The 19,846-nt window shown below is 44.9% G+C and carries 18 protein-coding genes and 1 tRNA gene; 6 read left to right on the forward strand and 13 right to left on the reverse strand.

Annotated features, from left to right (window positions below):
- The first annotated feature begins 47 nt into the window (after positions 1–47).
- From CAG58_RS16575 to CAG58_RS16595, 5 genes are all read left to right on the forward strand, one after another.
- On the forward strand, positions 48–1,844 hold the full coding sequence (locus tag CAG58_RS16575; protein ID WP_161426332.1) for an IucA/IucC family protein: 1,797 nt from the start codon (positions 48–50) through the stop codon (positions 1,842–1,844).
- Entirely contained in the window at positions 1,837–2,754 is a 918-nt protein-coding gene (locus tag CAG58_RS16580) for a GNAT family N-acetyltransferase (RefSeq protein ID WP_161426328.1), read from the forward strand. Before CAG58_RS16575 ends, CAG58_RS16580 begins: the two co-directional genes overlap by 8 nt.
- Positions 2,754–4,523 carry an IucA/IucC family protein gene (locus CAG58_RS16585; protein WP_161426329.1) on the forward strand — a complete coding sequence of 590 codons (1,770 nt, stop codon included), beginning with the start codon at positions 2,754–2,756 and terminating at the stop codon, positions 4,521–4,523. Before CAG58_RS16580 ends, CAG58_RS16585 begins: the two co-directional genes overlap by 1 nt.
- 64 nt (positions 4,524–4,587) lie before the next feature.
- Positions 4,588–5,898 carry a lysine N(6)-hydroxylase/L-ornithine N(5)-oxygenase family protein gene (locus CAG58_RS16590; RefSeq protein WP_161426330.1) on the forward strand — a complete coding sequence of 437 codons (1,311 nt, stop codon included), beginning with the start codon at positions 4,588–4,590 and terminating at the stop codon, positions 5,896–5,898.
- A 103-nt stretch (positions 5,899–6,001) separates the two neighbouring features.
- Complete coding sequence (locus tag CAG58_RS16595; RefSeq protein WP_161426331.1) at positions 6,002–8,176, forward strand: TonB-dependent receptor; 2,175 nt, start codon at positions 6,002–6,004, stop codon at positions 8,174–8,176.
- A gap of 498 nt (positions 8,177–8,674) precedes the next feature.
- Here CAG58_RS16595 and CAG58_RS16600 read toward each other — a convergent pair.
- Positions 8,675–8,762 (reverse strand) — tRNA-Ser (locus tag CAG58_RS16600).
- 218 nt (positions 8,763–8,980) lie between these two features.
- On the opposite strand from CAG58_RS16600, the gene CAG58_RS16605 reads away from it, so the two are divergent.
- Complete coding sequence (locus tag CAG58_RS16605) at positions 8,981–9,553, forward strand: UPF0149 family protein (protein WP_161426516.1); 573 nt, start codon at positions 8,981–8,983, stop codon at positions 9,551–9,553.
- A gap of 76 nt (positions 9,554–9,629) precedes the next feature.
- Here the strand turns inward: CAG58_RS16605 and nadA are convergent, their stop codons facing one another.
- The 12 genes from nadA to cydA all read right to left on the reverse strand — a co-directional run bounded on the left by nadA (position 9,630) and on the right by cydA (position 19,628).
- Positions 9,630–10,691 (reverse strand): quinolinate synthase NadA, encoded by a 1,062-nt coding sequence (gene nadA, locus CAG58_RS16610; RefSeq protein WP_161426515.1) that lies wholly within the window; start codon positions 10,689–10,691, stop codon positions 9,630–9,632.
- A gap of 272 nt (positions 10,692–10,963) precedes the next feature.
- Positions 10,964–11,743 (reverse strand): tol-pal system protein YbgF, encoded by a 780-nt coding sequence (gene ybgF, locus CAG58_RS16615; RefSeq protein WP_161426514.1) that lies wholly within the window; start codon positions 11,741–11,743, stop codon positions 10,964–10,966.
- Positions 11,744–11,757: 14 nt separating this feature from the next.
- On the reverse strand, positions 11,758–12,297 hold the full coding sequence (gene pal / locus CAG58_RS16620) for a peptidoglycan-associated lipoprotein Pal (protein ID WP_004394967.1): 540 nt from the start codon (positions 12,295–12,297) through the stop codon (positions 11,758–11,760).
- A 47-nt stretch (positions 12,298–12,344) separates the two neighbouring features.
- On the reverse strand, positions 12,345–13,649 hold the full coding sequence (tolB, locus tag CAG58_RS16625) for a Tol-Pal system beta propeller repeat protein TolB (protein ID WP_202598351.1): 1,305 nt from the start codon (positions 13,647–13,649) through the stop codon (positions 12,345–12,347).
- A gap of 60 nt (positions 13,650–13,709) precedes the next feature.
- A complete protein-coding gene (gene tolA, locus CAG58_RS16630; RefSeq protein ID WP_161426513.1) occupies positions 13,710–14,744 on the reverse strand; it encodes a cell envelope integrity protein TolA in 1,035 nt (344 codons plus the stop codon).
- A gap of 17 nt (positions 14,745–14,761) precedes the next feature.
- The gene (locus tag CAG58_RS16635) at positions 14,762–15,202 is read right to left on the reverse strand and encodes an ExbD/TolR family protein (protein WP_004394964.1); all 441 of its coding nucleotides are present in this window, start codon (positions 15,200–15,202) and stop codon (positions 14,762–14,764) included.
- 3 nt (positions 15,203–15,205) lie between these two features.
- Entirely contained in the window at positions 15,206–15,889 is a 684-nt protein-coding gene (gene tolQ, locus CAG58_RS16640) for a protein TolQ (protein WP_004394963.1), read from the reverse strand.
- Entirely contained in the window at positions 15,879–16,289 is a 411-nt protein-coding gene (gene ybgC / locus CAG58_RS16645) for a tol-pal system-associated acyl-CoA thioesterase (protein WP_004394962.1), read from the reverse strand. Before ybgC ends, tolQ begins: the two co-directional genes overlap by 11 nt.
- Before the next feature lie 176 nt (positions 16,290–16,465).
- Positions 16,466–16,777 (reverse strand): cyd operon protein YbgE, encoded by a 312-nt coding sequence (gene ybgE / locus CAG58_RS16650; protein WP_154167717.1) that lies wholly within the window; start codon positions 16,775–16,777, stop codon positions 16,466–16,468.
- On the reverse strand, positions 16,770–16,877 hold the full coding sequence (cydX, locus tag CAG58_RS16655) for a cytochrome bd-I oxidase subunit CydX (RefSeq protein ID WP_010319196.1): 108 nt from the start codon (positions 16,875–16,877) through the stop codon (positions 16,770–16,772). Before cydX ends, ybgE begins: the two co-directional genes overlap by 8 nt.
- 11 nt (positions 16,878–16,888) lie before the next feature.
- Positions 16,889–18,025, reverse strand: coding sequence for a cytochrome d ubiquinol oxidase subunit II (gene cydB / locus CAG58_RS16660; RefSeq protein ID WP_004394961.1), 1,137 nt, complete (start codon positions 18,023–18,025; stop codon positions 16,889–16,891).
- A 16-nt stretch (positions 18,026–18,041) separates the two neighbouring features.
- Entirely contained in the window at positions 18,042–19,628 is a 1,587-nt protein-coding gene (cydA, locus tag CAG58_RS16665; protein ID WP_154167714.1) for a cytochrome ubiquinol oxidase subunit I, read from the reverse strand.
- Positions 19,629–19,846 lie beyond the last annotated feature (218 nt).

Consider the following 19,846-nt stretch of genomic DNA (forward strand, 5'->3'; position numbering starts at 1 on the left):
CGATTAGCATTACTTTATATTTAATTGATAACATGGCGAAAAACGGAATGTATCGCAACAAAGTCCAGGTTAATCTCGATAAATCATACGATTGGCTACACTCGAATGAACCTTCTATCGCTTGTTTCCTTAATTCATTAGCACGAGAAAGTCGAACAGTACAGCTACTGTCTTGTGAGGGGGACAAACCGGTTTATCGACTCCCTCTTGCAAACTCAAACGCTATTACTATTCCTCTTAGCTATTGTTCTTCCCTAGGAAGCCATGAGTATTGCTTTCCTGCCCTTTTGCATACACAAGGCAGCATTAAGGCACTGAGTATTGAACAGTTAATTGAATACATAGTTAACGAGCCAGCGCTGGTTGGCAGCATCAGTGAAACGCAAAAGACAATCTTCATCAAACGAGTTCTAGAAAGCCATCACAACACTCTGCAGGCTGTCGAGAGCTCCCCTTATCAACAACAACTATTTACCGGAAAACTGAATTTTAAAACCGCAGAACAAGGGTTATTGATCGGCCACTCTTTCCATCCAGCCCCAAAAAGCCGTGAACAATTTAGCCTGAATGATGCCAAGCTCTACTCACCTGAATTCGGTGGCCAATTCAAACTCTTCTGGCTGAGCGTTGAGCAATCTCTGCTCACTCACGGCAGCTCTGCTGACGTTGATTTCAACCAACGATTTGCAGCACTCATCGCGCATGAGCCTAGACTAGTTGAAGCTTTGCAGAGTGCTCAGAAACAAGGTCATGGGCTGCTTCCTGTTCATCCGTGGCAATGGCATGTCATGGCGGAGAACCCATCAATTAAAGGTTACATTGCTACCAAGCAAATTCAGAATCTAGGCCAACTCGGTGCAACTTGGTATCCAACCTCGTCCACGCGCTCACTTTACGCGCCGGGCTTGCCTTACATGCTCAAGTTCTCACTCAGTGTCAAACTCACCAATTCTATCCGTAACTTGTCACTGAAAGAAGTGATTCGCGGAACACGACTCAATGATCTGTTCCAGCAACCACAACTGTCGAAGCAGCTCGGTAATGGACGAGGTTTCCAATTGATGCAAGAACCGGCCTATATAGGTCTAAAAGATCTGAATGACAAAATCATTGACGAGAGCCTTGTGGCATTTAGAGATAATCCATTGATGGATAATTCGGCAGAAGAAGCCGTGGTATTGGCAACGCTCACCCAACAAAATCCGTACGGTGGTAGTAGCCTTGTCGCGGCACGCATTCAGCATTACGCCACACAACAAAACCTTTCTGTACATCAAGCGGCTAGCCTGTGGTTTGATGCTTATTGCCACCATGCGGTTGTGCCTCTGTTCCATATTCAGGCCAATTTTGGGGTTGTATTTTTAGCCCATCAACAAAATATCGTTATGCAATTAGAGCAAGGCTTGCCTGTAGGTATGTACTATCGTGACTGTCAAGGCACTGGCTATACCGATTTAGCGTTTAAGCTATTTGGTGAACAACTTGGTACTCAAAAAGAAGCGCTCGAGAACTACTGGAACCAAGACAAAGTACGCCGCTACTTCGCTTACTACCTGATTATCAACTCCACCTTCAATCTGATTTCCGCGATCTGTGCTAACGTCGATATAGAAGAGAGTGAGCTCATCGAAATTTTGTATCACAACCTCAACGCTCTGCTGCAAAGCGGAGTAAAAGATGATCTTTGCTTGCGCTATGTACTCTCTAGTGACGCACTGTGCTGCAAAGGTAACTTTTTCTGTTATCTACAAAACGTTAATGAAAACTCTATCCCCGATCCGGCAGTGATCTATTTCGATTTACCTAACCCTCTCGCTCGTATTGAGGAAATTGCTCATGTCTAAGTTCAATACCTTTATTTTTAGCACTGAACCACAGCCGGTTATTGAGTTAACCCTACAGGCTAGCGATCTAATATGCTCTGACATTGCTCCGCAATTAATACGCGAGATGGATCAACTATTTAGCCAAGAGAAACAGATTGAAACGCTGAAAGTGGCGGCTCGTGACCCTGAAATTCAAACCTGGATTGAGCAACTCTTACCGCTAATTGACCAAAAGGTATCTCGCTGCGTTTTTTACCAATTGCCATTTTCTTGGCACCAACACAAACCATCAAGCCGTTTTCCACTGCAGCTTATTCAATCCAACAACCAATACCGCCCTCACCCTTTACGTCCGCCTATGCCACAAGGCCAGGTCTACCAACGGTATGATTTTGATGTCGAATTAAGCATTAGCTTCCGAGTGATTGAGCTAGATAAAGATCTACAACGCTTTACGCGCTGGATGAACACCCCTCGCGTGGCGCACTTTTGGGAACAAGCATGGAGTGAAGAAAAGCTCGCTGAATTTATTGAGCAGCGCCTTGCCCAACCACATATCATTCCGCTGATTGGTGAATTTAATGGTGAACCATTTGGTTATATAGAAGCCTATTGGGTTGCCGAGGATCGACTCAGCCCGTATTACGCCGTAGAGAGTTATGATCGCGGTATCCATTTGCTGGTTGGCGAACAAGCCTTCCGCGGACCTAAATATTTCGACGCTTGGATGCGCGCCATCAGCCACTATTTGTTTATTGATGATGTACGCACCAATCGCATTGTGCTGGAGCCGCGAGCAGATAACGAGCGCTTATTTGATCGTATTTTGCCGCTTGGTTATCAAAAATGTTTTGAATTCAACTTCCCTCATAAACGCTCAGCACTCTTGATGCTGACACGTGAGCAATTTTTTGCGGAGCGATGGTAATGGATCAGTTAGCGCTACATCGGTATTGGACAGCGGCTAATCAGAAGATGGTAAGCAAAATCCTCAGTGAATTCGCCTATGAACAAGCGTTTCACTTTACGTCAACGGCGCAGGGTTATCAGCTCAACTTAGACAATGGTATTTGTTATTACTTTACTGGCGAAGAGAATATTTGGGGACAAGTCATTATTGACCCCTATTCAATTTCTCGCCATGCCGAGATAGAGGCAGAGCAGCCAATTTCGGCGGCACTGTTGATGCGAGATCTGCAACCTATGCTCAAGATGCCGGATGACGCCTTCGCCGAACATCTCGAAGATCTCAATGCCACCTTATTAGGTGATTGCAAACTCATGCAACGCAAGCAAGCAATGACCGCACGAGATCTTGCCATGCTGCCGTGCGAACAACAACAAACCTATTTTGATGGGCATCCAAAATTTGTGTTTAACAAAGGCCGCCGTGGTTGGAGCAGTGATGATTTAAAGCAGTATGCACCGGAAGCGGAACGCGCCTTCCAATTGGGTTGGGTTGCCGTTCACCACTCTATTTTACAGCTCGCTACTAACGATAAAGTCACATGGCAAGCCTTGTTGCACAGCGCCATCCACCGCGAAGAAATCAAACAGATGGATAGTCTGTTAGCTTCTTATCAGCTTGATCTCCACGATTATCGTTATGTTCCGGTTCATCCTTGGCAATGGAGCAATAAGCTTGCTCTACTGTTTGTACGTGAAATCTCGACTAAACAGTTGGTGTATTTAGGCGAGTTTGGTGATCAATTCTTACCTCAACTGTCGTTGCGCACATTAAGCAATATCACTCGTCCTTTGAGTTACGACATTAAATTACCACTCACAATAATGAATACCTCCTGCTACCGTGGAATTCCGGGGCGCTACATTCTTGCTGGCCCTACGGCTTCAGATTGGATCGATCAGATCTTTAAGTCAGATCCCCTACTTATCGCTAAGCAGGCTGAAGTATTGCAAGAGCCCGCCGCTGCTTTTGCAGCTCAAGCGGACTACTCTCTGCTTCCTAATGCCCCATATCGCTACCACGAACTACTCGGAGTGATTTGGCGTGAATCGGCTACCTCCAAATTAAAAGCCGGTGAACGAGCGATCTTAATGGCGGCACTGATGGAAAGTGACAATCAAGGTCAGCCACTGATCGCCGAATACGTTCAAGCCTCTGGGTTAACGGTCGAAGATTGGCTCAGCAAACTGTTTGATGCGGTCGTGATCCCCTATTACCACCTACTGTGTAAATATGGAGTCTCGCTGATTGCGCATGGGCAAAACGTTACTCTAGTACTAGAAAGCCACATCCCGAAACGCATTCTTCTCAAGGATTTTCAAGGCGATATGCGATTCGTTGATAGTGAGTATCCAGAACAAACATCATTGGATGAAAGGGTCAAAAACGTTACTGTTCGCCTACCTGCACATTTGATTATTCATGACTTACAAACTGGCCATTTTGTTACCACCTTACGCTTTATTTCTCCCTTGGTTGCCAAATTAGGCTTCTCCGAGCTGCAGTTTTACCGCCTACTTGGTGACCGACTGAAAACTTACCTGTCCGCCAATAGTGAGTACCAACCAAGGTTTGAACAATTCGACCTGTTTAAGCCGAAAATTTTACGGATTGGACTCAACTTAGCCAAATTTCGCCATAGCTCAGATGCTAGCGCATCAAGGATGCTGCCTGACATGGATGACACGCTCGACAACCCATTAATCAAAGCACTGGAACACCGAGGCTAACTAACCGTATGACCCTAATTTTGGTGTTAACGAAGCCGAGATTACTCAAAAAAGGATTGCACTTATGGAATACACTAACAACACCAAACTGGATTTCGCCGGCATCGGCGTCGGGCCTTTTAATCTTAGTATTGCGGCCCTACTAACCGATAAGCCACAAATTTCCGCACGTTTTTTTGAAAGTCGTGACCACTTTTCTTGGCACCCAGGACTACTTCTCGATAACACCCACATGCAAACTATGTTTTTGAAGGACTTGGTGAGCGCAGTGCATCCAGAAAGCCGTTACTCCTTCATCTCTTATCTAGTAAAGAACAAAAAGTTTTATCGCTTTCTGTCTGCTGAGCTTCAATGCATTAGCCGTCACGAGTTTTCTGACTATCTCGCTTGGGTTGCCCATCAGTTGGATAACGTTCAACTTTCTACTCGTGTTGAGCGGGTGGAGTACACTGGTGATGCTTTTACGCTCTACACTAATCAAGGCTCTTATCAAGCAGAAAATCTCTGTATTGGTACAGGTAAAGTCCCTTCAGTACCCGAATGCGCCAAAGCTCACCTCGGTGATCGCGTGTTCCATGCCGCGGATATGGGTTTGAAAGAGCGTAACCTTACTGGCAAACGAGTACTGATCATCGGTGGTGGACAAAGCGGTGCAGATATTTTCATCAATGCGTTACAACATAAGTGGGGCAAACCTAAGTCACTTGACTGGTTATCTCGCCGAGCGAATTATCAACCTCTCGATGAGGCCCCATTTACCAATGAATTTTTCGCACCGGATTACGTTGATGCCTTCCTTAATTTGTCACCTAACATCAAACGTCAAGAGGTAGCAAACCAGAAACTCACCTCAGATGGGGTGACACAAAAAGCTTTATTAACCATCTACCAAGAGCTCTACCACCGATTTGACGTACTTAAAGAGGAGAAATGGGTCAGACTGCTACCCCATCGCACCTTAACTCAAATGAGTGTGCAAAATCGAGCCTTCAAACTGATCGCCAGCAATGCGCTTGGCCCATGTTTAGAAACTTATGACGCCGATATTGTCATTCTTGCCACGGGCTTTGAAGCACCGTATCCCGCTTGTTTGAACACCATTCTCCCCCTACTCGATCTGGATGAGGATAATCGCTACCAAATGACACCTGATTTTGAGCTGAAGTGGGAAGGGCAACAACGTAACAAGATCTTCGCCGTCAATGCTGGGATGCATAGCCATGGGATTGCCGAACCACAACTGAGCCTAATGGCCTGGCGCAGTGCACGCATCATCAATTGCCTTGCGGGACAACCCCTTTTCGATATCGATGCCGGCAAAGGAATGATTGATTGGTTATCACCAAGCGCCATCGCCAAGCAACTGGTCGCCTAAATTCATTTTTGTCAGTTGCTCCAAAGCAAGTGACGTTTCAATCTGCCCAACGAACCACCATCACAAACGGCGGGCTTATTTTTACACACCTATAGAGAAGAAAATGAAAGCTAAAAAAGGAAATTTACTCAAGCCTACCCCTATGTCACTCTCAGCGGCAGCGATTGTCGTAACCACAGCGCTCTTTACCACTCCGGTCATGGCAGAAGAACGGACACTGTTTGACGAAATGGTGGTGGTTTCAAGCCGCACCCCGAAAGCGATCAGTGATATTCCGGGAACGGTGTGGTTCATCGACTCAGAGCAGATCGAACAGGAGTATCGAGGTGGTAAAACCTTAGGCGAGATCCTCGCCTCCGCCATTCCATCCCTTGATGTTAGTTCTGGCGCACGGACCAACAGCGGCCAAAATCTACGTGGGCGCAGAATGCTGGTAATGATCGATGGTGTATCCCTCGAGTCTTCGCGTCAAATCAGTCGCCATATGGACTCCATCGATCCGTTTAACATTGAACGTATCGAAGTACTTTCTGGTGCAACCTCTATCTACGGTGCTGGCGCATCTGGTGGTGTTATCAATATCATCACCAAGAAAGCGACAAGTCAAGAACTTGAGTTTGAGTCTTATGTCGGCGCAACGTCTGGCTTCAATTCAAGTGAGGATCTTGACTACAAAATCGGCCAATCTATCTCTGGGGGTAATGACAAAATTCAAGCTCGCGCATCTGTGGTTTACACAGAAACCCAAGGCTTTTTTGATGCTCATGGCACCATCGTCACACCAGACATTTCACAAGGCTCTCTGCAATTCAACCAAACGGTTGATGTGATGACCACAATGGGGGTGAACCTATCTGAAACTCAAAAGCTCAACCTGTTGGCGCAATATTATGATAGCCAGCAAAACTCGCCTTACGGCCTGTATATCGTCAATAATACGTTTGTGGACGTGAGAAGCGGCTTTAACTCAGACCGTGAACACGGCACGCAGCGTATAATGCTGAGTGCTTCTTACGTCAACGATCAATTCTTAAATCATCAATTAATTGCGGAAGCGTCCTATCGTAAAGAAGATCAAACCTATACTCCTTACTATCAAACATCTGGCCAGCAAATCACCGATGTCATCTCTCTCAAAGCCGCTCTGGCGAAGAACTTTGATAGGCTGAATCTGGTGTATGGTATTGACGCTTACCAAGATCAATTTGAGAGTAACCAAGCCCTGTACGACAAAACCATTGCCAATAACTCAGGAAACCTCATCAACCGTACTTACGCACAAGTTGGCCGTTATCCAGGAATCAAAGTTAGTTCTGTCGCCGGTTTTGTTCAAGCAGATTACGGCATCACAGACGATTGGTCTATTGAAGGAGGGTTTCGCTACCAACATATGGTCAATAAGATCGATGATTTTGTAGGCTATCAGCAGCAGAAAAAGATTGCTGAAGGTCAAGGAACTTCTGCCGATCTTGTGCCAGGAGGAAAAACCGACTACAGCGTGGGGCTTTTTAACTTAGGCACGCTCTATCATCTTAATAACAACTCTCAGATCTGGGCTAACTTCTCACAAGGTTTCGATCTGGCTGATCCTGCGAAATACTATGGTCAAGGTAACTACAGCCTGGTCGGCAGTCACTGGACGTTACAAGACAGCATCAATGTTGACAGCTCTAAGATGTCGGGGATAAAAACCAACAGCTTTGAGCTGGGCTACCGTTTAGAAAAAGATAGCCTCAACCTACAAACCGCAGCGTACTATTCTACTTCCGATAAATCGGTTTCTTACAATAAAACAACCTTATTGATTGAAGAAGTCGAAGATAAAAAACGAGTTTATGGTCTTGAAGCCATGGCCTCTTACTGGGTACATGCCAATGTACAATTAGGGGCATCAGGCCACTACGTGGTTTCGGAAGTCAAAAACGATAAGGGCTGGGAAAAAATGACCGCTACAGAAGCCAGCACATCCAAACTCAGCGCTTGGGCGGGTTGGTATGCTGAGGATCTAGCGGTTAAGTTACAAAGCCAAACCATGTTTGACTACAAAGATTATGCGGAAAATAAACTGGATGGTTATACCCTCTTTGACCTAGTCGGAAGCTACAAACTGCCAATGGGTAGTATTGGTTTTGGCGTGCGCAACCTGCTTGATCACGACTACACCACTATTTGGGGGCAGCGCGCTCAGCTATGGTATTCATCACACTACGATGCTGCAGCATACGATTACAAAGGCCGAGGCCGTACTTATACCTTGAACTACCAGTTAAAATTCTAACGTGTCTAGCAGCCACTTGATGAGAAAGTGGCTAGCACCAACGATACCAAGATACCTTAAGATGTAATGCCTTTCACTGAAGTGTGAGCGGCATTTTTATTCTCAAATTAAAAAATGAAAACGAAGAAATGAAAAGGACACATACTTAATCAAGATTAAAGATAGGCTTCTCGATGATACTTTTGATGATATTGACGGGTTTGTTTTCAGTAATTGGTTACGGAATTTAATGACTTCACGCAAGTGTTAATCCATTGATCGCCACATATCTCGAGTTTAACGTAGTTAATCGGCAATCTTGTTTATGGGTTCAGTATCGAGAGGTCAAGCATTTAGCTGACCAAAAAGAGTAGCCCAGCTCCAATTCCTATAGTAATTTTAGCAAAGCTTGGGGTAGATAAATCCCATCAAAGTCAAGGCATTGCAGAAAGCATCTTAAATATTTGATTTTAATCGATTATGATAAAAAAGACGCCCTAGGACGTCTTTTTTAGAATATGGCGGTGAGTGAGAGATTCGAACTCTCGGTACGTTGCCGTACACACACTTTCCAGGCGTGCTCCTTCAGCCACTCGGACAACTCACCGTAATGGGCTAGCATCTTGTGCTAACGAGGCGCTAATTTAATGATATTCATTAATAGGGTCAAGCAGAAATCTTAAAAAAACTCACATCTTGGCTTGTTTGGCTAATTATTACCTCATTTGTTCAAAAACCCTTCATCAGTTCCCTGGATGCTCGCATTGATCGTACGTTTAGAGTTAAGATAACTTCACTTTTTGCTGTTGACTATGAGGCTTTACTTTGACCTTAAACGATATTCTAAGCGCTGCAGATTTAGAAGATAAACTTCTTAATGAAGCGAAAACCCAGGGCTTTATTACTGCCATGGCCCTCGCGCCGAATGTTCTTCCTCCTTCAGAATGGTTGCCATTTTTGTGGGGTGGTGATGATACGGCTCCCTTTAGTGATGCAAAGCAGATGGAAAGCTATTTTGGGTTGATTATCCGTTTATGGAATGAATATCGCCCTGCTCTTTTAGACGGCAGTTGGTCTTGGCCTAAAGGATGTGAACTGGATGAAGAAGATATCGTCACACAGAATACTCGTGATTTCTGTGAAGGGGTTTTACAGGGCTGGCAATTAACGCGTGATGATTGGGAAGTGCTGATGCCAGAAAATAGTCAAGAGAATGCCCTGATGGGGGGTGTGTTGTTATCGTTGAGCATGTTGTACGATCCAGAAACGTCTTTGGCCACCTTAGCTGAACAAGGCATGAACGATTTAGATCAGTTTACTGAAATCTATAACGCGATTCCTGTGATGCTATGTGGTTTAACTCAGCGTGCCGCCGATTTAGCGGAGTCTGACTCTTAATAACCACGCCAGCGATCACAACCATCTAAAGCATCAACTCAAAAAAACCGTCAGTCGCAACTGACGGTTTTTTTCATTAAGCGTTCCCTTGTACTTGGAGATTGAGCTGCTCAGCAAAATCCAACATGCGATTTAAAGGCACCAAGGATTTCACTCGTGTCACTTCATCAACAAACACCTCATGCTCTTCACCGCCATCGCGTAGTGCTTGTTCTATGGCTTTCAATCCATTCATTGCCATCCACGGACAATGAGCACAGCTGCGGCAGGTGGCTCCTGCACCAGCCGTGGGCGCTTCAATTAATTGTTTCTCTGGCACCATTTGCTGCATTTTAAAGAAAATGCCTTTGTCCGTTGCCACAATCATGGTTGATTGAGGGAGTGTTTTTGCTGCCTTGATTAATTGACTGGTCGAGCCAACCGCATCAGCCAGTTCAACGACGCTGGCCGGAGATTCAGGGTGAACGAGAATCGCAGCATCTGGATACAACCCTTTCATTTTGCGTAAGGCATCGGCAGAAAACTCATCATGTACTACGCACTCTCCTTGCCACAAGAGCATTTCTGCTCCGGTCTTTTTAGCAATATAAGCGCCAAGGTGACGATCTGGTCCCCAGATAATCTTTTTATCTTGTGAATCAAGATGCTCAACAATATCTAAGGCAATGCTTGAGGTAACTACCCAATCTGCGCGCGCTTTAACTGCGGCTGAAGTATTGGCATAAACAACAACGGTGTGATCGGGATGGGCATCACAAAATTCGGTGAACTTATCAGCAGGACAACCTAAATCAAGCGAACACTCGGCTTTTAAGGTTGGCATCAGAATCCGCTTTTCTGGAGTCAGTATTTTCGCTGATTCCCCCATAAAACGTACACCAGCAATAATTAGTGTGGTTGCAGAATGACGATTACCAAATTTAGCCATTTCTAGTGAATCGCCGACAAAGCCGCCCGTCTCTTCAGCTAAGGCTTGAATTTCTGGGTCAGTATAGTAGTGGGCGATCAGTACAGCATCTTTCTCTTTTAGTAACCGCTTAATGCTTGCTAAATAGGTGGTTTTCTCCATCTCACTAAGAGGAATAGGCTTAGCTGGGAAAGGGTAAACGGTGTCTATTTTATCCAGTATGTGACTCATTGCTCTGCTCTATGGATCATTATAATAATTCGCATATTGTACACTGTATCGGTCATCGTACACAAAAAAACCAGACTGAAATCAACATACCCTCCCCATTTGAAGCTGCCGCGGTGTTGGCTACATTCCACCCTAATCGCATAGTTTGTCTATGTTAATGGGAATTCTCTCACTTGCCGCCTACTTGCAACTCAATGTAGTTGAGGTATAGAACACTTAATAAAAAAGCCACTCATAAGAGTGGCTCAGCATTATCCATTTATATCAATTCGTTACTTTAATTTATCCTGAGCGGCTTTCGCCGAAGCACTATTCGGATATTCATTAATTACTTGCTGATAATATTTCTTTGCTTGCGCCGCATTATTATTACGCGCAGCGATATCACCGAGCTTGACTAAAGCATCAGCGCGTTTATTCGAATCGGAATAACTTAATACCGCCGCAAAACTTTTCGCTGACTGCTGATCTTGTCGCTTAGCGAAATGTAACTGACCAAGCCAGTAGTGGGCATTTGCCGCAAAACTAGAATCCGGATAATCAGCTTGGAATTTTTCAAATGCTGCTATCGCACCAGCGTAATCACGCTTTTTTAAAATTAAATCCACGGCATTCTGATAAGCCGCTTGCTCGTTTACATCGCTACTAAAAGTACCGAGTGGTAACTCATCACTTTGATTGGCAGCGATGGCACCTGCAGATGGCGATTGTTTAGCCGCACTACGTAGATTATCGAGTTCAACAAACAGTTCACGCTGGCGCTGCAACATTTGCTGCATATCGTAGGTATTTCTTTCTAGTTGGCCACGGAGCTCATTAATTTCTAGTGCCATTTCGTCGAGTTGCTGCTGCATTTGCAACTGCATACGGTTGCGATTTTCAAGCAATCGTTCTAAACGGGCAACATCACCTTCATTTGACACGGCGCGGTTAGCCGACGTTGAGACTGAACGCTGACTAAGATCGGATACTGGAGCTGGTGCAGCGAGCGTAATGCTCGCTGCACTTGCCAGTAACGTAAGCGTAAAAACTTGCTTTAAGTTACTGAACATGAGGGATACCTCAATTAGTAAACAAGAACAGCTCGGCGGTTCTTCGCGTAAGCTTCTTCAGTTTGACCTAGAACCAGTGGTTTTTCTTCACCATAGCTCACGATCGAAATTTGATTGGCTTGTACGCCCAGAGCCTCTAAATATTTGGCTACAGCGTTAGCACGACGCTCACCAAGCGCAATGTTGTACTCTGGCGTACCGCGCTCATCAGCGTGGCCTTCTACTGTCACTTTTAGACTCGGGTTTTTGCTTAGGTAAGCAGCATGGGCAGCAAGCATTTCTTCGTAACTACGTGCGATAGTGGCATTGTCAAATGCAAAGTAAATGGTTTGCGTTTCACGAAGTGCTTGCTCTTTAAGCTCTTGCTCTGACAACTGACCATATTCACCGATTGGAGAAACAACGGTAGTATCAACACCACCCGCGCTACCAGACGTAGTTTGGTTAGTCTGTGAACCTGACGCTGATGCGGCGTCATCACTTGAGCTACATGCAGTAATAGCTAAAACAGGTAGCGCAATTAGGAGTCCCTTGAGAACTTTATTAAGTTGCATCTTATTTTCCTTACTATGAAATAGTTAGTTGCTAAATTATATGTAGGCTATAAAAACGGAGACCACGCTGGCGATCTAACTCGTCCATTGGTTGCCGGTAACCTTGCTTTAAATCGCCCATCAATAGAAACCATCGATAAGACGTTGGCCTGATTATACATCGAACTATAAATAACCATGCCACCATTTGGAGCAATACTTGGAGACTCATCTAACAAAGTTTGTGTTAATACTTGTAATGCACCAGTCTCAAGATCTTGTTTGGCGATATGAAAGCCTGAATTACTTCGATTCACCATGATCATGAATCGGCCATCCGGGGTAATCTGCCCACCGAGATTCTGTCGTCCTTGCCATGTCAATCGGTCCACCGCCTGATTTGCCAAATTTACTCGATAAATCTGCGGGTTACCACCCCTATCTGAGGTAAATATGAGCGACTTACCATCAGGATGCCAAAATGGTTCGGTATTATTTGAACGGCCATGGGTGATTTGTGTGAGTTTACGAGAAGCCAAATCAAGCGTATAGACTTGCAGCGTCCCAGTTTTCGACAGAACTAATGCCAGTGTTTTACCATCTGGAGAAAACCTCGGTGCACCATTATGTCTTGGGTATGAGGTTAATTTTTCACGTTCCCCAGTGTAGATATCCATAATAAATATCTCAGCTTGGCCATTTTGAAAACTGACATAAGCCAACTGACGACCGTCTGGTGACCACGCTGGAGACATCAATGGCTGTTTAGAACGCAGCACCAAGCGCTCATTATAACCATCGTAGTCAGCAACACGTAATTGATAAGGGAAAGCGTCTTTATCATTAACGACAACATAAGCGATACGCGTTAGAAAAGCGCCTTTTTCACCTGTTAGTTCTTCATAAACCAGATCAGAAATACGATGCGCATATTCACGCATTCGTGGCGCAGGTACCGTAGCGACTTTGTTAAATAACACATGATCTTTAGACAGCACAAGCTGCCCATCAGCACTTAACGCTCGGCTTTGCCCTTGGGTCAACTGGCCACGAACCACGTCAACCAACTGATAATTAATAACATAATTACCTTGTTGATTGAGAGTAATTGAACCGGTCAGTAATGCATCAACGCCAATTCGAGTCCATGCATCAAACGTAACCTCAGTTTCACTGTAAGGCGTTTGTGGCATTCTATCGGTGGCAATGGGACTAAACTTGCCACTGCGTTGTAAATCGGAAGCAATCACCGCCGAAATATCTTCCGGTAGTGGTGTTTTTCCTTCCCATTTAAAAGGAACAATGGCAATTGGACGAGCAGAATTAATACCGTCGGTAATCACCAACTCTAGTGCCCCATAGGCAAGTTGCATACTACTGGTGAAAACCAGTAACCATCCTATTATTAATCGCTTTAACACAAACGGTTCCTTTTACTCAGGTGCTACAGTTAAATTAATGTTTTTCAGCCTTTCAATAAGATCCTTTTCATCGGCGGTAGGAAGAGGGAAACTACCAACTTTTGCTACCGCTCTCTTAGTCGCTGCGCATAGCCGATTATCGCCATTGAGTACTTGAACGTCACCTACTATAGCATCTGTGCCAGTAGGGATGAGACGTAAATTAACTCGACACTGTCGTCCTCGAAAACTATCCTCAAGCAGCAAGTTTTGTTGGATCATTTGGGTATAGATAGCTCCCCAACGCTGCGCTTCATTGGCAAGATGCTGTGATCGCGCTGCGGAAATGCTTTGCGCTTCACTTTCCAGACCAGAAAAAATGCTGTTCATCGCCGCTTCTTGCTCTTTGCGTTCACGCTCTAGTCGAGCCAAACGTTGCTGCTCTTGTCGAGCTTTTTCTGCCGCCTCTTTAGCGGCTTTTTCTTTCGCAATTCGTTCTTGTTCAGCACGCTTTGCTGCTTCTTGTTCTTGACGCGCCTTTTCTTGCGCGGCCTGAGCTGCTTTCTCACGAGCAATACGCTCTTGTTCTGCTTTCGCTGCCGCGGCTTCTCTTGCTACTCGCTCCGCTTCGGCTTTTTTGGCTGCTTGCTCTTGACGCGCTTTTTCTTCAGCCACTTGACGCTGTTGTTCTTGCTGTTGACGAACCCGCTCAGCTTCTCGAGCCGCTTGTGCCTCTCGCGCTTGCTGCTCTTTCAGTTGACGAATGCGCTCTTCTTCGGCTTTTCGGTTACGTTCCAGCTGTTCGGTTTCACGACGCAGCTTATCTAATCGCTCTTGCTCTTGTTTTGCCGCAGCCTCGCGCTGGTTACGTATCTGCTGTGCTTGTTGTTGAATCAAGCTAGGATCAATCACGACCGCTTGCATCATCGCTCCAGCAGAAGGCGTTTCTGGTTTTGACTGTGTAAAATCCGCCCCCCAAAAAAGCACCACAACTAAAAGAACATGAAGGGCAACCGAAATCAACCATGGTTTGTTATCGGCACGTTGCAATGTTTTTTTTGCTTTCATTAGCAATGGCAAACCTATTATTTTATGTCTGTTAATAGACCGACTTTTGCAACACCGGCTCGACTCAATTCATCTAAAACTAAGACGATTTCCGCATACGGTGTCGCAGCATCTCCCCCAACGGCAACGGGTGAATCCGGTTTTAATGATAACTCAGCTTTTACTCGAACAATCAAATCTTGCAATGAGAGTCCACGTTGCATCTCTTCATCATTGACGCTTAGTCCTAAGTTACCCGCTTGATCAACCTCAACAATGATAAAGCTTGCTTCACTGTCTCCAGCAAGCTCTGCCGTTGATTGAGCGATGGTCGTTCTCGGCAACTCAACCTCTACCCCTTGAGTAATAAAAGGTGAGGTCACCATAAAGATGATCAACAACACCAACATGACATCGATATAGGGTACGACATTGATCTCTGCTGTCATCTTCCGTTTCTTCGGTTGATAGCCAGTCATGCGTTATTCCCTACCCGCCATCGCTTGGCGGTGTAAAATACTATGAAACTCTTCGGAAAAAGTAGCGTAAATATGTTCTAGCTTAGTCACTTTACTGCTGAATCGATTATAAGCAATGACGGCTGGAATGGCAGCAAACAGACCCATTGCTGTTGCGACCAAAGCTTCGGCAATACCAGGAGCTACCATGGCTAACGTCGCCTGCTTAACAGCACCTAAGGCGATAAAGGCATGCATAATCCCCCAGACCGTTCCAAATAGGCCGATATATGGAGTAATTGAGCCAACTGTCGCTAAAAAAGGCAAATGCGCTTCTAGCTCATCAACTTCACGAGCGACGGTCACTCTCATCGTCCGCCCGGTACCTTCCATAATATAATCTGGTGCATTGGCGTTACTTTTGTGTAAACGAGCAAACTCGGTAAAACCGCTGTAGAAAATCTCTTCGGTACCTTCTAGCGTATCTTTACGCTTTTTGACCTCTTGATACAAAATAGACAGGTCGGTGCCTGACCAAAATTTATCTTCAAATTCTTCGGCTTGACGTTCCGCTTGTGCCAATGCTTTATGACGTTTAATAATCACTGCCCAAGAAGCAACTGACATAGCTAAAAGAATTAACATCACCAATTTAACCAGTAAACTGGCTTGTAAAAATAGATCGAGCATTGAAATATCAGCAGTCACTATGAGTAAACTCCAAAATCATTGATTGAGGCAATCCAATCGGCCTCATTTTCTGGTTATCGATACATGCTACCTTAACTAAGGCTTTACACAATAGCTGTCCGTTAGGATTGACCAGCTCTTGACAGAAAGTTAAAGAGACTTTTTTAAGTTCAACGACCGAGGTTTTCACGGTTAATTGATCATCCAAACGTGCAGCACGGATGAAATCAACACTCGCACTTCGGACCACGAAACCGATATTTTGTTCCAATAATTGCTGTTGAGAAAAACCCAACGAACGCAATATTTCGGTACGCGCACGTTCAAAGAACTTCAGATAATTGGCATGATAAACCACACCACCCGCGTCGGTGTCTTCATAATAGACCGTTATCGGCCAATCAAAAATTTGCCCCATAATGCCAAGTCGCCTCAGTCATGGTTAAGATGAGTTGATTACTATACCGCATCTCGGCAGCGCGAGTACAAGAAGAAGCGTAAGATTTTGTTGGAATGTGCTAAAAAAAATAGCGCTATCTGATTAAAAGATAGCGCTATCGTTACTTTGCTGTCGTGTCAGTCTTATGAATGACTTTACGATGCTCCTGAAAAACGCAAGAACAAGAACCCAACGAGGATTGGCAGTGAAAAGTAAGGACTAAAAACGCCTTGCCATAACCAATAACGTGGCTTGAAACCAACCCCGTAAACCATACTTGAACACATTGCCCAAATCAGTAATGGACCAATAATGGCATTGAACCCACCAATACTCACTGCATAGGCTTCAGGATCCCACATGACCATTGCAACATGGTAAAACCCTAACACCATAACTAATGCTCTAAGAGCACCTTTATCTAATGGTTGATGCAGTCTAGTGAGTCGTTCAGACCAATCACTCACGGTCTTTATCCATCATTTCAGAGTGCTCTAACCAAAGAGCATTGATGATGCCAAACGCACAAGCCAGCAATACACCAAGAATCCATGCAAAATACCACATTGTTTCGCTCCTTAGTAAAGTGAGTTGTTGTTATCTTCGATGTACTTGTTATCCAAGCGACCGAACATTTTATAGTAAGACCATACCGTGTAACTCAAGATAATAGGGACCATAACAAAAGCTACCCCAGTCATTAAGTTCAGAGTTAACTCACTCGATGTTGCATCCCACATGGTTAGGCTATGACTTGGTACTAAGTCTGAAGGCATGACAAATGGGAACATCGCAAAACCAGCGGTTAAGATGATCCCAGCATTACCAAGACTTGATACTAAAAACGCCAAAGCGCATTTTTCAAAACGTGACGCTAAAACAGCCAGTAGCGGCATAACCACCCCAAGCGCAGGAGCTAACCACAAGATAGGATACTGTTGGAAATTATGCATCCAAGCACCCGCTTCACGAATTACTTCTTTATTTAGCGGATTAGAGGCAGCCGAAGTATCAATTGCACTGACAATCACATAACCATCAATATGTTGAATCCAAAAACCACCCAACACAAACAAGACAAAGGTTAACAAACCGGCTAATTGTGCGGTATTGCGTGCACGAGTATGCAAATCGCTGGTGGTTTTCATTTGTAACCACGTGGCACCTTGCATCAAGATCATAAACAAGCTAACTAATCCGCACACTAAAGCAAAAGGATTGAGCAAACCAAAGAATGAACCGTGATAACTTGGCATCATCAGTTCGTTCAATTGGAAAGGAACGCCCTGTAACAAGTTACCAAACGCGACACCGAAAATGATTGGTGGCACAAAACCACTGATCGAGATACAAATGTCCCAGGTATTACGCCATTTTGGATCTTCTATCTTAGAGCGATAGTCTAAGCCCAGAGGGCGTAACCAAAGCGCAGCAAGAGTGACCATCATCGCCAGATAAAATCCAGAGAATGATGTGGCATAAACCAAAGGCCAAGCGGCAAATAGTGCACCACCAGCGGTAATGAGCCACACCTGGTTACCATCCCAGTGAGGGGCAATCGAGTTAATCATCACTCGACGCTCAGAGTCGTTTTTACCCAAAATAGGGACTAATGCTCCAACCCCCATATCAAAGCCATCGGTGATGGCAAAACCGATAAGTAGGACACCAATCAGTACCCACCAAATCAGTCGTAAGATCTCGTAATCAAACATATTGCTTTCTCCTTGCCTAGGCTTCGACTTGACGGTTGACTTTGTCTTCCAACGAGCTGCCATTTTGTTCGAAATGGTAGCGGCCAGTTTTCAAGCTACTTGGGCCTTTACGAATGAACTTCAGCATTAAATACACTTCAGCAATAAGGAATAACGTATACAGCGCTAAGATCGCAATCAGTGATGTCCAAATTTGTCCCGCCGTCAATGCGGATGCAGCAACGTTAACCGGAAGTATTTCACCGACCGCCCAAGGCTGACGACCGTATTCAGCGACAAACCAACCCGCCTCAGCAGCAATCCATGGTAATGGAATACTCCATAGTGCCGCTTTGAGCACCCACTTTTTCTGCTCGATTTTTTGGCGACAAGTTTGAACAAACGCTGCGCCGAACACAAACAACATAATAAAGCCACAGACCACCATGATACGGAAAGACCAGAATAGCGGCCATACCGTAGGGATAGAATCGTCTGCCGCGGCTTGGATTTGCGCCTCTGTGGCATCAACAACATTCTCAGTGTATCGTTTTAGCAGTAAGCCATAACCGAGATCTTGCTTAACCTCATTAAAGGCCAGCATGTTCTCTTCCGATTTATCACCAGCACGAAGTTGCTGTAATAGGTCGTAGGCATACATACCATTACGGATACGATCTAAATGCTCTTCACGTAGATCACGTAAACCGGTGACTTCTTTATCTAATGAACGAGTCGCGATAATCCCCATCAGATAAGGAATTTTGACCGCATAATCCGTTTGCATCGTTTCTTGGTTAGGAATACCAAATAGGGTAAACGCAGCAGGAGCAGGTTCAGTGTGCCACTCAGACTCGATAGCCGCTAGTTTTACCTTTTGTACATCACCCAGCTCATAACCTGATTCATCACCAAGTACAATTACAGACAGAACTGCGGCAATACCAAAAGAGGCAGCGATAGCAAATGAGCGACGAGCGAACGCAACATCACGTCCCTTCAGTAGGTAGTAAGCGCTGATACCAAGAATAAACATCGCCCCGGTGGTGTATCCAGCTGCCACTGTATGAACGAATTTAACTTGTGCCACCGGGTTGAGTACCACATCAGCAAAGCTAACCATCTCCATACGCATGGTTTCAAAATTGAACTCAGCACCTACAGGGTTTTGCATCCAACCGTTAGCAACAAGAATCCACAAGGCAGAGAAACTAGAGCCTAAAGCAACCAGCCAAGTTACGGTAAGGTGTTGGCGTTTAGAAAGCCTATCCCATCCAAAGAAGAACAAACCGACAAAGGTTGATTCTAAAAAGAAAGCGACCAGCGCTTCAATGGCGAGCGGCGCACCAAAAATATCGCCGACGTAGTGGGAATAGTAAGACCAGTTAGTTCCGAACTGGAACTCCATGGTCAAGCCAGTCGCCACACCCAGTGCAAAGTTAATCCCGAAAAGCTTACCCCAGAACTTTGTCATGTCCTTATAGATTTGCTTATCGGTCATTACATAAAGTGACTCCATAATGGCGAGTAAAAACGCCATGCCCAAAGTCAATGGAACGAATAAGAAGTGATACATCGCTGTCAGTGCAAACTGCAACCGCGATAGCTCCACTACATCAATCATGGTAACTCCTTTGTGTCGGCTGAATGACACTTATGACATAACGCCCAACGTATACGTGAATTAAACGTAAGATCACCGCTTAATTTCTTGTAATGAATTGTTGCAATTATGTGCCGTTGTGGTTAGTAAATCGTTAAGCTCTAGCTAATATAGCTGCGACTAATACTACTGCCAAAGACCCTGAGTTTCAAAGGGTTTGTTTGGGAAAGCGCTTTGAT

The organism is Vibrio sp. V31_P5A7T61 (assembly GCF_009904895.1).
In the GTDB taxonomy this organism is placed as follows: Bacteria; Pseudomonadota; Gammaproteobacteria; order Enterobacterales; family Vibrionaceae; genus Vibrio; species Vibrio metschnikovii.